Source organism: Streptomyces sp. NPDC059740, from assembly GCF_042733155.1.
Lineage (GTDB): Bacteria > Actinomycetota > Actinomycetes > Streptomycetales > Streptomycetaceae > Streptomyces.
Genome location: NZ_JBHWGP010000018.1, coordinates 40,732 through 54,733 on the forward strand (window position 1 = coordinate 40,732; position 14,002 = coordinate 54,733).

Sequence of the window (14,002 nt, forward strand, 5' to 3'; positions counted from 1 at the left end):
TTGACGTTCGAATCGGGAGCTTTCTACGCTCCCCCTGCGGAAGCTGACTTCCGCGTTCTCGTACGGAAGGTCAGGTTATGGCTCAGCCCACGCTGACGACGGAGTCAGGCGCTCCGGTCGCCGACAACCAGAACGCTGCCACCGCCGGCATCGGTGGCCCGCTGCTCCTCCAGGACCAGCACCTCATCGAGAAGCTCGCCCGGTTCAACCGCGAGCGCATCCCGGAGCGCGTGGTGCACGCCCGCGGTTCCGGCGCCTACGGGCACTTCGAGGTCACCGACGACGTCTCCGCGTACACGCAGGCCGCCTTCCTGAACACCGTGGGCAAGCGCACCGAGCTGTTCGCCCGCTTCTCCACCGTCGCCGACAGCCTCGGCGGGGCGGACGCCGTCCGCGACCCCCGTGGCTTCGCGCTGAAGTTCTACACCGAGGAGGGCAACTACGACCTCGTCGGCAACAACACGCCGGTCTTCTTCATCAAGGACCCGCTGAAGTTCCCCGACTTCATCCACAGCCAGAAGCGGGACCCGTTCACCGGCCGCCAGGAGCCGGACAACGTCTGGGACTTCTGGGCCAACTCCCCCGAGGCCACCCACCAGGTGACCTGGCTGATGGGCGACCGCGGCATCCCCGCCTCGTACCGCCACATGAACGGCTACGGCTCGCACACCTACCAGTGGACCAACGCGGCGGGCGAGGCCTTCTTCGTCAAGTACCACTTCAAGACCAACCAGGGCATCCGCTGCCTGAGCGCCGAGCAGGCCGCGCAGACCGTGGGCCAGGACGGCGACTCCCACCAGACCGACCTGCTGCAGTCGATCGAGCGGGGCGTCTTCCCCTCGTGGACGCTGTACGTGCAGATCATGCCGGCGGCGGAGGCGGCCGACTACCGCTTCAACCCCTTCGACCTGACGAAGGTGTGGCCGCACGCCGACTACCCGCTCCAGCGCGTCGGCCGCATGGTGCTGGACCGCAACCCGGACAACGTCTTCGCCGAGGTCGAGCAGTCCGCGTTCTCGCCGAACAACTTCGTTCCCGGCATCGGCCCCTCCCCCGACAAGATGCTCCAGGGCCGGCTGTTCGCCTACGCCGACGCCCAGCGCTACCGGCTCGGTGTCAACCACACCCAGCTCCCGGTCAACGCGCCCCGGGCGACGAGCGCCGTCAACTACGGCCGGGACGGCCTGATGGCGTCCAACCGCTACGCCCGCGACGCCAAGAACTACGAGCCCAACTCCTACGACGGCCCGGTGCAGACCGGTGCCCCGCTCTCGGCCCCGCTGGCGGTCTCCGGCCACACCGGCACCCACGAGGCACCGGCCCACACCAAGGACGACGACTTCTTCCAGGCGGGTGAGCTGTTCCGGCTCATGACCAAGGAGGAGCGCACCCGGCTGGTGGCCAACATCGCGGGCGGCCTCTCGCAGGTCACGCGTGAGGACGTCGTCGAGAAGAACCTGGCCCACTTCCACGCCGCCGACCCCCAGTACGGCCGGCTGGTGGAGGAGAAGGTCAGGGAGCTGCGCGAGGACTGACGCCGCATCCCCGACGGTGACGGAGGAACCGGTTGCGCCGGCCGCCCCGCGCGGGTCCCCCCAGGACCCCGCCGGGCCGGCCTGAGCCGGAGCCGCCACCGCCCACGGACGCGCGGGGCCCACCGGGAGGTCGGGGGCCCGCGCCCGTACCGGCCGGCCCGTTGAGGGGTGGCCGACCGGTACGACGAGGTGGTCCGGGCCTGCGGGCCTGCACCACCTCACCAGGAGGGGCTTCCACGCGCGCGGGCAGCAGCCGGTGCGGTGGCCGGACCGGGCCGAAGGGACGTGCCCGGTCCGCTCGCCCGCGTGGAGCCCTCCTCATCCGGCGCCGCTCCGGGGCCTCGTGCCCGCCGGGCGGCGTTTCGGCGTGAGCGCGGCCGGCGCCCCGTGCGGTGGCCGGGGCCGCCGCCGGTGAACCGTCCGGCCTCCGTACGCGTCCTACCCTTCCCGGGCCCGGTGTGACGGAAGCGGCACTCTCTTCTGCGTCCAAACCTCCCCACAGCCGGTGCCCAGGGGAGAACATGGTTCCCGGCACGAGACGTCGCTCCGCCTGGAGGCCCCTATGACCAGAAGCGTCCCGGAGAGCGTCCCGGTGCGCTGTCCCACCTGCCGGCGGGAGAACTCCTACTCGCCGCCGCCCTTCTCGTGCTCCTGCGGTTCGCCCCTGGCCCTGCCCGTCCTGCGCGGCGCGGTCGCCGAGGAGGTCCGACACCGCACCTGGCAGGCGTCCTGGGTGGAGGTGTGCTGCGAGGTCTGCGGCCGGGTGGACGAGTGGCCGGCCCCCGAGGTCGACTGCACCTGCGGCACGGTGGTACGGCTGACCGTCGTCCCCGTTCCCACACGGCCCGCTGCCAACGAACGGCCCGCCGGCGCGGGCGCGTTGACCTCGGCGCCGCCGGTGCTCCGTCCCGCCTTCCGGCCGGTGACCATCCGTACCGCGCGTGACTGCGTGACGGCCGCAGGCCAGTACCTGAAGTGGCTCGGCTTCACCGACCTGGTGCGCACCGAGGGCGCCGTCACCGGCGGTCCGGACCTCCGGGGCCGCTCCGTGGTGGCCCAGGTGGACCCCAGCACCCGCCCCACCCCGCTGCGCGACGTCGAGTGCCTGTGGCTCAACGGCCTCAACGAGTCAGCCCTGGCCGTCCACTTCTCGCTGGCCGGCTACGCCCCCGAGGCCCGCTCCCGGGCGGACAGCCTGCGCCTGCCGCTCTTCGTCATGGACCTCACCGGCACCCCGCAACCCGTCAACGACGCAGCCGACGACCTCGTGGAGCGGGGGGCCGCGTAGGGCAGGCCCGGCACCGGTCAGGTCTTCGCGGTCCGGGTTCCGCGCGGCCTCGGGCGGCGCGGTCGGGTGCGTCCGACGGGAGTCAGCCCTCGGCGGCGACGAAGTCCGCTATCGCGGCAGCGACGGCTTCGGGCTGCTCGTCGGGGATGAAGTGGCCGGCGCCTGGCACGAGGACCCGGGTGGTGTTCCGGGCCCACGGGCTGATGGAGGCGGCCATGTCCGGGACGGAGCCGTGGCTGCTGGAGACTCCGAGGACCGGCACGGTCAGCTGCCGCCGTTCGAGCGCCTCGCGGTTCCTGCGCGCCGACTCCGCGGCGTCCCGGTAGTAGGCCAGGGAAGCGCGCAGGCCGCCGTCGGCGGCGACGGCCGCCGCGTAGTGGTCGAGCTCGGCGTCGTCGAACGTGTCGGCAGACAGGGCCTTCGCCCTCAGGAACCAGCCGACGTACTCGCGTTCCCGGCCGGCGAGCAGCACCTCGGGCAGGCCGGGCACGACGTGGAAGGCGAAGTGCCAGGTCTTATAGGCCCGGTCCGGATCGGTGGGAACCGCCTCCGGGAGAGTGATGCCGGGGATCCCGGCGTCGAGCAGAGCGACCCCGCGCAGGTGGCTCTCGAAGCGGAGGGCGAGGGAGAAGGCGACCCAGGCGCCGATGTCGTGGGCGACCAGCCAGTAGGCCGGCACTCCGAGGGCGGTCACGGCGGCGTGGACGTGCGCGGCGACCGCGTGTGTGTCGTAGCCGCGCTCCGGACGCTCGGAGTGGCCCTGCCCCGGCAGGTCGATCGCGAGGACGTGGAACCGCTCGGTGAGGCCGGGCATCACCTTCCGCCAGGCCCACCAGGTCTGCGGGAATCCGGCGAGCAGGACGACGGTCGGGCCGCCTTGCCGTCCGCCTTCGACTACATGGAGGCGGACGCCGTCCGCGTCGACCCAGCGGTGAGTGAATCCGGCGAGGTGCTGCAGGGGAAGGTCGCGGACAGGGTTGCTTTCGGAGACGGGCGGAGTACTGGTCGCCGGTCCGGTCACGGGAATCCTCCATCGGTGTCAGGTGTGCGGTGAGGACGGTGGTGGCTGAGGGGTCCTTGCCATATGAGCGTCCGATGAGGTCGCGTGGTCCGGTGCCGTGCATCGCAAGGCGCCGGAGAGTCCTCGTAGCGGAGCTACCAGGGCTTTTCGGCAACGCCGCGAGGTGCGGTGCCAGACCACGCGACCCGGGCGGGCATATGGCAAGGACCCCTGAGGGGGCGGCTGGGACCGCGTGGCGTGCTTCCTCGCACGGTCGCGGAGTGCGCGGTGGGCCCAGGTCGCGGCCCTGCCGGAAAGCTAACACATCTTGAACTGATTGGTCCAAGATAGGATGGGGCGTGACAGAGAGAGTCCGGACCCTCGACACATCGGCAGGGAAGTGCAGCGTGGCAGGCAGGAAGCAGTTCGACATGGACGCGGTGCTCGACGCCGCGATGATCCAGTTCTGGCGCGACGGCTACGCCGACACCTCGCTGGACGACCTGTCCCGGGCGACCGGCCTGAACCGCAGTTCCATCTACTCCTCCCTCGGCGACAAGGACACGCTCTTCCTGCGCTGCCTGGATCTCTACGCCGCGCGCTACGGCGAGAAGTACGACGCCGCCCTGGCGTGTGCGGCCTCGGAGCCCGTTGCCGCTGTCCGTGCGTTCTTCGAGGTCACCCTCCATCGCATCGCCGATCCCGCACTGCCTGACGGATGCCTGATCGCCCAGTCGGCCATGGCGGTTCCCGTGCTGAGTCCGGCTGTGGCGGCGCACGCCAGGCAGGCGCTCGGCTTCCAGCACGTGCGCCTGCACGCCGCGCTGAAGGCCGGCGGGCTGACCGACCGGGACGCCGAGGCCTTCGCTGTGCACGTGGCGGCCGTGAACCAGTCGCTCGCCGTCATGAGCAGGGCCGGTGCGGGCCCGGAGCAGCTCCTGGCCATCGTGGGCGTGACCGTGGACGCGCTGTCGCAGGCCTTGCGCGCATGACGCCCCCGGTGCGGCCGCCGGGTTCGCAGCCTGGCACGCACCGTCGTGTCATGCCTTCGAGGCGTGCGCGGCAGCGGTGCCGAGGGGCTCGGGCCCGGCGGCTTCGCCGCCCGTCGGGACGGGCCGGACGGGAGACGGGTTCGGGGGGTGGTGCATCGGCCGGGTATCGCGTGGGCGGCACGGGATCCCGGGGACGGTCGGCGCGGCCGGGCCGCAGTCGTGCCCGCAGCCGGGCGGAAAACCAGGTGCGGCGGCCTCCGGGCACGGTTACGGTCACCGACATGAAGCGCGCTGCCATGACGACGACGCCGGAGAGTGTCCCGGCGCGCTGACAGCTGCCTTGTCGAAGAGCCCCGGGGCGAGTGCCCCGGGGCTTCGCGCTGCGGTCACTCCCCCGACGCACCTGAGGAGACCGCCATGCACGACCACCGCAGACTCGGCCGTGAACTCGGCCTGTTCGACACCGACCCGCTGATCGGCGCGGGGCTGCCGTACTGGCTGCCGGACGGTGCGACCGTGCGGCACACCCTGGAGGAGTACCTGCGCACCGTCGAGCGGCGGGCGGGCTACCGGCACGTGTACTCACCGGTGCTCGGCAAGCGCGAGCTGTACGAGATCTCCGGGCACTGGGCGCACTACAGCGAGGAGATGTTCCCGCCGATGGACCTCGCAGGGGAGCAGGTCGTGCTGCGGCCCAGCCTCTGTCCCCACCACGCGCTGATCTACCGCTCCCGGCCCCGCAGCCACCGTGAGCTGCCGCTGCGCCTCGCCGAGCTCGGCGGCATGTACCGCTCCGAACTCTCGGGCGTCCTCGCGGGACTGACCCGGGTCCGGGCGATCCAGCTCAACGACGCGCACCTGTTCTGCACCCTCGACCAGGTGGCCGGTGAGGTGCAGGCGGCTCTGGCGCTGATCGGCCGGGCCCACCGGGCGCTCGGCCTCACCGGGGCCCGCTACCGGCTCTCCCTCCCCGGCCCGGGTGGCAAGTACGTCGCGGCGCCCGGGAAGTGGCGCCGGTCGGTCGCCCTGCTGACCGAGGCCCTGGAGAACTCCGGTCTGCGTTACGAGGCGGTGGAGGGCGAGGCCGCGTTCTACGGGCCCAAGATCGACGTCCAGGTCAGTGACCACGCGGGCCGGGAGTCGACCCTGTCCACCGTCCAGGTCGACTTCCACCAGCCCGAGCGGTTCGGCCTGACCTACACCGGTGCGGACGGCGCCGGGCACCGCCCGGTGATGATCCACCGCAGTGTGCTCGGCAGCCTGGAGCGCGCCGTCGCCCATCTCGTCGAGGAACACGGCGGCGCCTTCCCTGCCTGGCTCGCCCCCCTCCAACTGGCCGTCCTCCCGGTCTCGGACGCCCAGCTGCCCAGCGCCGCCGCCTTCGTGGACCGGTGTCTCGATTTGGGGCTGCGCGCCGAGGTCCGCGGACCGGAGCGGGGCAGTCTGGGCGCTCGTGTGGCGGCGGCCAGGCTGGTCCCCTACCAGGCCGTCATCGGTGCCCGGGAGGCCGCCGGCGACCTGGTCGCCCTGCGGCTGCGGGACGGTCGCCGCCTCGCCGCCCAGCCGGTCGACGAGGTGCTCACCCGGGTCTGCGCTCTCGTCGGCGGGCACAGCACCGAGCTGTGGGAGGCCGTCAGCTAGGCAGTGTCTTCACAGTGGCGTCGTTCGCCCGAAGGGCGGGTCCGGTGGTCTCTGGTGCGTGCGATCGCAAGGCGGAGGGAGGAGAGCGCAGCGGGCTGCGCCGACGACCGACAACGCGGCGAGCGTGCGTGCCAGACACCACCGGACAGGCGGGACTTTGAAGACACTGCCTGGGCCCAGCGGCACCGCTGCCCCGGTGGCGGTCCGGCACACGCACGACACCGCGGCCCCGCCCCGGCCGGGCGTGCCGCGGTGTTCGTACGAGGGCGCAGGCTACGCCGCGACGGTCAGGGCCGGGAGCGCGGAGCCGGCCTGCACCACGCTGACGGCCGCCTCCAGCAGCGCCTGGGCGCCCATGACCAGTTGGTGGTCGGGTGTGTGCTCCAGGACGTTGTGGCTGATGCCCGAGGTGCTGGGGACGAAGAGCATGCCGGTGGGGACGCGGGTGCTCATGACGCTGGCGTCGTGGCCCGCGTAGCTGGCCATGGGCGCCACCCGGTCGCTGGCGGCTCGGCACACCTTCTCGACGGTCTCGACGATCTCGGGGTCGAAGGCGGCGACCGGCTTGGCCGAGATGCGGCGGATCTCGCAGGTGCAGCCCTCCTCCTCGGCCAGCGCGGCGAAGTCCCGGCGTATGCGGGTGCGCAGCTGCTGGAGGAGGTCCTCGGTGGTGGCGCGGACCTCCAGCTGGAGGGTGGCCTCCCCGGGGACGACGTTGGCCGCGCCGGGCGAGAACGTGCAGGCGCCGATGTTGCCGATGATCCCGACGGGGTCGATGTCCTGGCACAGCGGCATGAGGGCCGCCGCGGCCCGGGTGGCGGCGCGGCCGGCGTCGGCACGCAGGTGGAAGGGGGAGGCGCCGGCGTGGTTCTCCTGGCCGCGCATCGTGACCTCGTACCGCTCCACGCCGACGATGCCGGTGACGGGGCTCAGGTCCAGCCCCCCGGCCTCCATGCGGGGGCCCTGTTCCACGTGGAGCTCCAGGTAGGCGCTGATGTCCTCGATGTGCGGGCTGTTGCACAGGGCAGTTGAGCCGGTGAGGCCGCCGCGCGACTCGGGGGCGACCCCCTCCTCGTCCCAGAAGGCCACGATCTCCACGTGCCGGGCCGCCGGGTGCCCGGCTTCGACCAGCGTGCGCAGCACCTCGATGGCCGCGATGACGCCGTAGGCGCCGTCCAGGTGGCCCGCGGCGGGCACCGTGTCGGCGTGGGAGCCGAGCAGTACGTACGGCCCCTCGGCGTCGGGCAGGCGCCCGTAGACGTTGCCGATCTCGTCGCGGTGTCCGGTGAGGCCGGCGACCTTCATGGTCTTGCTCAGCCAGTCGCGGGCAGCCAGGTCGGCTCGGGAACCGGCGACGCGGTGGATGGCTCCGTCCGCGCCTGCGCCGATCTGTGCGAGGTGGGTGAGCTCGGTCAGCATGCGGGGGGCGTCGATCATGGGGGTGTGCACGGCGGTTCCCGTCTGCGAAGGAAGAGGTGGTGTGGTCGGGTGTGCGGGGTGTGGGGTCAGGCTTTGCTGCGGGAGCTGAGGGCGACCCCGATGGCGATGAGGACCATGCTGGCGATCTGCGCCAGGTTGATCCCCTCGCCGAGTGCGAAGAAGGCCAGCAGGGCCACGAAGGCCGGTTCGAGGTAGTAGACGACGCCGGCGCGGCCCGCCCCGACGGTCGCGATGGCCTTGTTCCAGGCGAAGTAGGCGACCGCGGAGGAGAGGACGCCCACGTACAGGAGGGCGCCGGCGGTGGAGGGGTGGACGTCGAAGCCGCCGTGTGCGGTCACGTCCCAGGCGTAGGCGGGTGCCAGGAAGGCGGTCCCGAGGGTGAAGGTGCCGAGCAGCAGGCTGAGACCGGAGATGCCCTCGGGGGTGCGGCGCAGCATGAGGCTGTAGGCGGCGAAGGTCAGCATGGCGGCCACCATCCAGAGGTCGCCGGTGGAGAAGTCCAGCCCCAGGAGGGTGCTGAGGGAGCCCTTGGTAATGAGGACGACGATGCCGACCAGGGACAGCAGGGCACCCGTCCAGCGGGTCGCGCTCATCCGCTCCCGCCACAGGACGCGTGCCCCGATGACGATGACCAGGGGTGAGGCGGCGGCCAGCAGCGCCATGTTGGTGGCCGGGCTGGTGTGACCCGCGGTGTAGATCAGGGTGTTGAAGAGGGTGACGCCCAGGACGGCGGCCAGCGAGAGGAATCCGAGGTGGCGGCGGATGACGGGCCAGTCCCGTCGCACGTGCCGGACGGCCAGGGGGGCTACCGCGACCAGGGCGATCACCCAGCGCCAGAAGGCGAGTTGGATGGGCGGGATGCTGCCCGACATGCCGTCGGCGATGACGAAGTTGCCCGACCAGATCACGGTGGCGACGGTGGCGAGGACCATGCCGCGGACACCGGTCGGCAGGAGTGCCCGCCGGGTGGTGGCCGGGGCGGCGGAGGGGCGGGCAGGCCCTCGGTCGGCGGGGGCGCTGCTCGGTGAGGTCGGGGGTGTGGCGGGTTCGGTGTCGACGGGCGTGGCCATGGAGTGCTCCTCAGCTCGGAGCGGGGGCCGGTGGGGCCCCGCGGCGGATGGGTGGCGGTGTGCGAGGTCAGGCGGCGGCAGCGGCCTCGGGCGCGGGTGCCTGGGCACTCGCGGGGCCGGTCTGCTCCCAGTGGCGGGTGACGCGGGCCGCTCCCGCGGGGGTGAGTTCCCCCCACAGGCGCAGCCGGGCGAGGCCGCCGTGGGGAAGGGCGTCCAGCCGCACGTGGGTGGCCGGCCGGTCGGTCGAGACGGGGTAGCGGTGCCGGGTGTCGGGCTGCACCGCGGTCGGCGGCAGGATCTCGAACCAGGTGCCGGGCTCGTGGAGGGCGGCCGTGGTGGCGTTCATGCCGTAGAGGGCGATCTGGGCAGGGGCGGTGCCGGGGCAGAAGCGGGTGTCGACCTCCACCTGGCGCACCAGACCCTCTTCGACCAGGCGCAGTTGCACCCAGTCGTTGCCCTCGTCCCGTCGCCTGGGCGGGGCCCAGCCGTGGCCGGGGTGCGTCGGGGGCCCGGGGGCGGTCAGTGCCGGCGGCCGGTGCGGGTCGAGGTTGCCGGAGTGGTCGAGCACGACGGCGCCGTTCTCCTGGGCGGCGAGGTCGGTGCGACCGGTGGCCAGCAGCCGCGGGTCGGGGACCACGTGCCCGTGGACGCGGAGTCGCGCCACGGCTCCGTCGGGGCTGATGCGCAGCCGCACGTGGGTGTAGCGGTGCGGGTCCTGCACGTCGAAGGCGTTGGGGGTGTCGGCGCTCAGCGGGGTCGGGGGGAGCAGCGTGGTCCAGGGGGTGCGGGGGTCCAGCAGGGCGGTCGGCCCGGGGTAGCCCTCGACGGTGCAGGCCTGTACGGCGGCGGTGCGGGGGCTGTTCCCACCGCAGTGGGAGGTGTCGACGACGAGGGTGGAGATGACGCCCGGCTCGCCGAGGCGTACGAGGGCCCAGTCGTCGCCGGGCTCGTGACGGTGCCGGGTGGCCCAGGCGTCCGAACCCGGTCCGCCGGCACCCGGGGCGGGCGCCTCGGGGCGGAGGAGGTTCTCCTTGGCTGCACACGTCTCGTCGTTCGCCGCCATGACGACACCGCCCAATGCAGCGGACGCAAGGTCCAGTTGGGCTGTGAGGGCTGTCATCGCACGTCTCCTTCCTTGTGTGGGGCCCGAGTTGCCGCTCGGTGTTGCCGCGGCCCCGCTCGGACAACCAGAGCTTGGCCCCACAGGAAGGTTTACGTCCATCTAATGATTCGACAGGTACTGTTCAGTTGCACTACAGACCTTCGGGGCTACAGGATGGGATGCAGGCGGCGCCGCTCCTCTGCCACCCGGCGGAGGCTCTGGACGACCGCCTGGAGGCGCGGCGCCCCCTCCGAGCCCCGTCGCACGGCGCCGACCACGTGGCGTTGCGGCTTGTCGGCGGCCAGCACCCGCACCCTGACCCCGGGGCGGCGGGTGTCGACCAGCCGCGGCACCAGCGCCACCGCGAGTCCGGCCTGGACCAGCGACATGATCGCGCCCCAGTCGGACGCCGTGTGGGCGGCCCGCGGCGCGAACCCGGCGGTCGCGCACACCGCGAGCGTGATCTCCCGCCAGGGCCCGGTGGCGCCGTAGACCCAGGGCTCGTCCGCGGCGTCCACCAGGTTCAGGCCCACCTTCTCGGCCAGCCGGTGGCCGGCCGGCACGGCGAAGTCCAGGGGGTCGGCGAGCAGGGAGAAGCGGGCGAAACGGCCGTCGGCGGCGGACGGTGTCTGGGCGGCGAGCGAGAGGGCGACGTCGATCTCGCCCCGGTCCAGGAGCGTGAAGACCTCGGAGGCCTCGGCTTCGTGGATCTCGACCGACAGCGTCGGGTGGGAGTCGCGCAGCACGTCGAGGGCGGGGATGACCAGGGACTCCACCCCGGTGGCGAAGGAGCCGACCCGCACCAGCCCCGCCTCGCCGCCGAGATAGGCCTCCACCTCGGCCTCGGCCTGTTCGAGCTGGGCGAAGACCGACTCACCGTGCCGCAGCAGCAGGTGGGCGAGCTCCGTCAGCCGCACCCGCCGCCCCTCGGGTTCCACCACGGGGGCGCCGAGCTGCCGCGTCAGCGAGGACAGCGCCTGCGAGACCGCCGAGGGCGTCAGGGACAACGCCTGCGCCGCCGCCGTCACCGTCCCCTGCCGCCGCAGCTCCCGCAGTACCCGAAACTTCCGAAGGTCCCAGTCGATCATTCAGTTGAACTTACTCCACCGTTATCGGATGGACAATCCAACACAACGATTTTCGCCCGCGGCCCGCCGTTGTGGAGACGGGGCACGGGGACTGCGCCCTTCCCTGCCGGCTCGCCCCCGGGGGCCGGCCGCACCGTGAGACACCGGTCCGCGGACCCGGCCGCACGGCCTACCGGCGTTCGGGGGGATGCGGGTCCCAGCCCGCGGCGAAGGACCAGACGGTCCGGGCGCCTTCCGGTGTGAACACGAGCGTCGCCCGCCGGCGTCCCGAGCCGAAGCCGATCTCGTCGAGCAGGGGCTGGACCTTCCCGGAGCCGCACGGCACGGTGAACGAGGCGCCGGCGGCCTTCACGGCGACGGTCAGCCTCCCCGGGCCCTGGCAGTCGACGGCGACAGCCAGCGTCCCCCCTCCGACGATCCCGCCCTTCAGGGGGTACTCGGCCTTTCCCCTGACGGCCGCCCCCGACACCAGGACCGCCACACCCCGCGCTCCGAGGTTCGGTGCCCTGGACGCAGAGGCCGCATGCGGGTCGGCCGTGGAGCGGGGCGCGAGCGCCGTCGCGACAGGGGCGGGAGGGTGGGCGGTCCTCCCGCCGCTCGGCCGGGCCTGTGGTGCCGCGCACCCCGCGACCGCGCTCAGGGCCAGCAGGACCCCACCGAGCACCTTGGTGCCGACACCCGGACGCCTGACCATGGAAGGAGAGTCCCGGGGGAGAGCGGACCCGTCAAGGGAGCGCAGCGGGGACCGGCCCGTCACCCGGACCGCTTGCCGACGGGCGGTCGTTGCGGCGGGCGGGGCGCGCTCCGCGGTGGTGGTGCGAGAAAGCAACGCCCTCACGGGTCGAGGCGGCGCGCCTGCCGGCCCGGCTCCTCCCGGTCCCGGGCCGGGAGAGGCTGAGGAGGCGGTGGTCGCCGTCGGCCGCCCTCCCCCGCCGCCGAAGCCCGACAATGGCCCCATGATCGACGCCGAGGCGCTGCGCGCCGCATGCCTGGAGTTCAACGGAACCATCGAGGAACGGCCGTTCCCCGGCAACCAGGAGATCACCACCTTCAAGGTCGAGGGGAAGATCTTCGTGATCAGTGCGCTGGAGGCCGTTCCGCTGACCGTCAGCCTCAAGTGCGAGCCGGAGAACGCCGTCCGGCTCCGCGGCCGCCACCCGCAGATCGTGCCCGGCTACCACCTGGACAAGCGGCACTGGAACACCGTCACCCTGGACGGGGCGCTGCCCGACGCCCTGGTGTGGGAGATGGTGGAGGACTCCTACGACCTCGTCGTGGCGGGTCTGCCCCGCTCCCGGCGGCTGGCGCTGGACTGGCCGGGCGAGCGCTGACGCGCCGGACACCGCCCGGGGCGCGGTGGCCCGGTCGGACCAATCCTCCTCCGGCCGTGTGACGAGGGCGCCGCCGACGGGAAGACCGCACCGACGAGGGCGCGGCACACCGGTTGCGGGAGGAGACGGGCGCATGACGACGACGGCGGCGGAGACCGGGACCGAGGTGGCGCCGGTGAGTCTGCGGCTGCCGGGCCTCGTGCTGGGGGTGGGGCTCGGCGGTTTCGTCGACGGCATCCTGCTGCACCAGCTCCTCCAGTGGCACCACATGCTCACCAGCACCAACCAGGACCGCATCGGCGTGAAGTACTACGACCCCCGCACCGTCTCGGGCCTGGAGATGAACACGGTGTGGGACGGGATCTTCCACGCCGTGTGCTGGCTCGCCGTGCTGACGGGCCTGGCCGTCCTGTACGCGCGGGTCACCCACGACCGCCGACGGGTGTGGGGGTCGCGGGTGCTGTGGGGCTGGGTGCTGGCCGGCTGGGGCCTGTTCAACCTGGTCGAGGGCCTCCTGGACCACCAGGTCCTCGGCATCCACCACGTCCACGGCGGCCCCTACCAGGTGTGGTGGGACGTCGGCTTCCTCGTCCTGGGTGCCCTCTTCCTCGTGGGCGGCCACCTGGTCCGGCGCGGCGCTCCTCCCGCCGGGGCGGGCCGGAGCGCAGTGGCAGGGACGGCGAGGGACCGGTGACGGGCCACGGAACGCACCCCGGCCACGCGGGCACGGGCGGCGGCCTCCTGCCGGTGCTGCTCCCGGCTCTGGTCCTGCTGGCGTGCTCCGGCCTCCACCTGTACCTGGTGGGCAGGGCGCGGCACCGCAACCCGGAGCCGGTCCGGAGCCGGTGGCGGGCGGTCAGTCTCACCGCGGGCCTGGCGCTGCTGGCCGTCGCACTGCTGCCGCCGCTGGCCCCCTTCGCCCACCGCGACTTCCGCGGTCACATGGCGCAGCACCTGCTGGTGGGCATGTACGCCCCGCTCGCGCTGGTGCTGGGTGCCCCCGTCACGCTGCTGCTGCGCAACCTCCGCCCCGGCCACGGCCGGCGACTGACCGCCGTCCTGCACAGCCGTCCCGTCCGGGTGGTGGCGCATCCGCTCAGCGCGCTGCTGCTGGCCACCGGCAGCCTGGTGCCGCTGTACTTCACACCGCTGTACGACAGCCTCACCGCCCACCCCGCCGGCCACTGGTTGCTGCACGTCCACTTCCTGCTCTCGGGCTGCCTGTTCGCCTACGTGGTGGCGGGCCCGGACCCGGCGCCGGGCCGGCCGGGGGTGCCGGCGCGGTTGTGGCTGCTGGGCTGCGCCATCGCCGTGCACGCCGTGGTCTCCCAGCTGATGTACGGCGGCTTCTTCACGCACGTCCACGCGCCCGTCGCGCAGGTCCGGGGCGGGGCCGAGCTGATGTACTACGGCGGGGACATCGCCGAGCTGCTGCTCGCGGCGGCCCTCGTCACCACCTGGCGTCCGGAGCGCCGGCCCCGGCCCGTCGCGGCGGCTGCCTGACGGCCGGGGCGG

The 14,002-nt window shown here is 73.1% G+C and carries 13 protein-coding genes; 7 read left to right on the forward strand and 6 right to left on the reverse strand.

Annotation, left to right across the window (positions count from 1 at the left end; translation table 11 throughout):
- The first annotated feature begins 77 nt into the window (after nt 1-77).
- The gene (locus ACFV3R_RS20970) at nt 78-1,535 is read left to right on the forward strand and encodes a catalase (protein WP_385584978.1); all 1,458 of its coding nucleotides are present in this window, start codon (nt 78-80) and stop codon (nt 1,533-1,535) included.
- A 562-nt stretch (nt 1,536-2,097) separates the two neighbouring features.
- Entirely contained in the window at nt 2,098-2,823 is a 726-nt protein-coding gene (locus tag ACFV3R_RS20975; RefSeq protein WP_385584981.1) for a hypothetical protein, read from the forward strand.
- A gap of 82 nt (nt 2,824-2,905) precedes the next feature.
- Here ACFV3R_RS20975 and ACFV3R_RS20980 read toward each other — a convergent pair whose 3' ends face one another.
- Entirely contained in the window at nt 2,906-3,844 is a 939-nt protein-coding gene (locus ACFV3R_RS20980; RefSeq protein WP_385584984.1) for an alpha/beta fold hydrolase, read from the reverse strand.
- Nucleotides 3,845-4,230: 386 nt separating this feature from the next.
- Between ACFV3R_RS20980 and ACFV3R_RS20985 the strand changes: the two genes are divergently transcribed.
- Nucleotides 4,231-4,815, forward strand: coding sequence for a TetR/AcrR family transcriptional regulator (locus tag ACFV3R_RS20985; RefSeq protein ID WP_385584987.1), 585 nt, complete (start codon nt 4,231-4,233; stop codon nt 4,813-4,815).
- A gap of 417 nt (nt 4,816-5,232) precedes the next feature.
- On the forward strand, nt 5,233-6,456 hold the full coding sequence (gene thrS / locus ACFV3R_RS20990) for a threonine--tRNA ligase (protein WP_385584990.1): 1,224 nt from the start codon (nt 5,233-5,235) through the stop codon (nt 6,454-6,456).
- A gap of 273 nt (nt 6,457-6,729) precedes the next feature.
- Here thrS and ACFV3R_RS20995 read toward each other — a convergent pair whose 3' ends face one another.
- From ACFV3R_RS20995 to ACFV3R_RS21015, 5 genes are all read right to left on the reverse strand, one after another.
- A complete protein-coding gene (locus tag ACFV3R_RS20995; RefSeq protein WP_385584992.1) occupies nt 6,730-7,905 on the reverse strand; it encodes a M20/M25/M40 family metallo-hydrolase in 1,176 nt (391 codons plus the stop codon).
- Nucleotides 7,906-7,961: 56 nt separating this feature from the next.
- Nucleotides 7,962-8,966 (reverse strand): EamA family transporter, encoded by a 1,005-nt coding sequence (locus tag ACFV3R_RS21000; RefSeq protein WP_385584995.1) that lies wholly within the window; start codon nt 8,964-8,966, stop codon nt 7,962-7,964.
- Nucleotides 8,967-9,033: 67 nt separating this feature from the next.
- Nucleotides 9,034-10,086 (reverse strand): allantoicase, encoded by a 1,053-nt coding sequence (locus ACFV3R_RS21005; protein ID WP_385584997.1) that lies wholly within the window; start codon nt 10,084-10,086, stop codon nt 9,034-9,036.
- 149 nt (nt 10,087-10,235) lie between these two features.
- Nucleotides 10,236-11,156, reverse strand: coding sequence for a LysR family transcriptional regulator (locus ACFV3R_RS21010; protein ID WP_385585000.1), 921 nt, complete (start codon nt 11,154-11,156; stop codon nt 10,236-10,238).
- Between the two features lie 169 nt (nt 11,157-11,325).
- Complete coding sequence (locus tag ACFV3R_RS21015) at nt 11,326-11,850, reverse strand: hypothetical protein (protein ID WP_385585003.1); 525 nt, start codon at nt 11,848-11,850, stop codon at nt 11,326-11,328.
- A gap of 262 nt (nt 11,851-12,112) precedes the next feature.
- On the opposite strand from ACFV3R_RS21015, the gene ACFV3R_RS21020 reads away from it, so the two are divergent.
- The 3 genes from ACFV3R_RS21020 (at nt 12,113) to ACFV3R_RS21030 (ending at nt 13,990) form a co-directional block, all read left to right on the forward strand.
- Nucleotides 12,113-12,487 carry an MmcQ/YjbR family DNA-binding protein gene (locus tag ACFV3R_RS21020; RefSeq protein ID WP_385585005.1) on the forward strand — a complete coding sequence of 125 codons (375 nt, stop codon included), beginning with the start codon at nt 12,113-12,115 and terminating at the stop codon, nt 12,485-12,487.
- Between the two features lie 133 nt (nt 12,488-12,620).
- Complete coding sequence (locus ACFV3R_RS21025; protein ID WP_385585008.1) at nt 12,621-13,181, forward strand: DUF2243 domain-containing protein; 561 nt, start codon at nt 12,621-12,623, stop codon at nt 13,179-13,181.
- A complete protein-coding gene (locus ACFV3R_RS21030) occupies nt 13,178-13,990 on the forward strand; it encodes a cytochrome c oxidase assembly protein (RefSeq protein ID WP_385585010.1) in 813 nt (270 codons plus the stop codon). The genes ACFV3R_RS21025 and ACFV3R_RS21030 overlap by 4 nt, the downstream gene beginning before the upstream one ends.
- Nucleotides 13,991-14,002 lie beyond the last annotated feature (12 nt).

Bases quoted from the DNA above. Each gene is read 5' to 3' on its own strand.
- ACFV3R_RS20970 (WP_385584978.1), top strand. From the start codon at position 78: ATGGCTCAGCCCACGCTGACGACGGAGTCAGGCGCTCCGGTCGCCGAC.
- ACFV3R_RS20975 (WP_385584981.1), top strand. From the start codon at position 2,098: ATGACCAGAAGCGTCCCGGAGAGCGTCCCGGTGCGCTGTCCCACCTGC.
- thrS (WP_385584990.1), top strand. From the start codon at position 5,233: ATGCACGACCACCGCAGACTCGGCCGTGAACTCGGCCTGTTCGACACC.
- ACFV3R_RS21000 (WP_385584995.1), bottom strand. From the start codon at position 8,966: ATGGCCACGCCCGTCGACACCGAACCCGCCACACCCCCGACCTCACCG.
- ACFV3R_RS21005 (WP_385584997.1), bottom strand. From the start codon at position 10,086: ATGACAGCCCTCACAGCCCAACTGGACCTTGCGTCCGCTGCATTGGGC.
- ACFV3R_RS21010 (WP_385585000.1), bottom strand. From the start codon at position 11,156: ATGATCGACTGGGACCTTCGGAAGTTTCGGGTACTGCGGGAGCTGCGG.
- ACFV3R_RS21015 (WP_385585003.1), bottom strand. From the start codon at position 11,850: ATGGTCAGGCGTCCGGGTGTCGGCACCAAGGTGCTCGGTGGGGTCCTG.
- ACFV3R_RS21020 (WP_385585005.1), top strand. From the start codon at position 12,113: ATGATCGACGCCGAGGCGCTGCGCGCCGCATGCCTGGAGTTCAACGGA.
- ACFV3R_RS21025 (WP_385585008.1), top strand. From the start codon at position 12,621: ATGACGACGACGGCGGCGGAGACCGGGACCGAGGTGGCGCCGGTGAGT.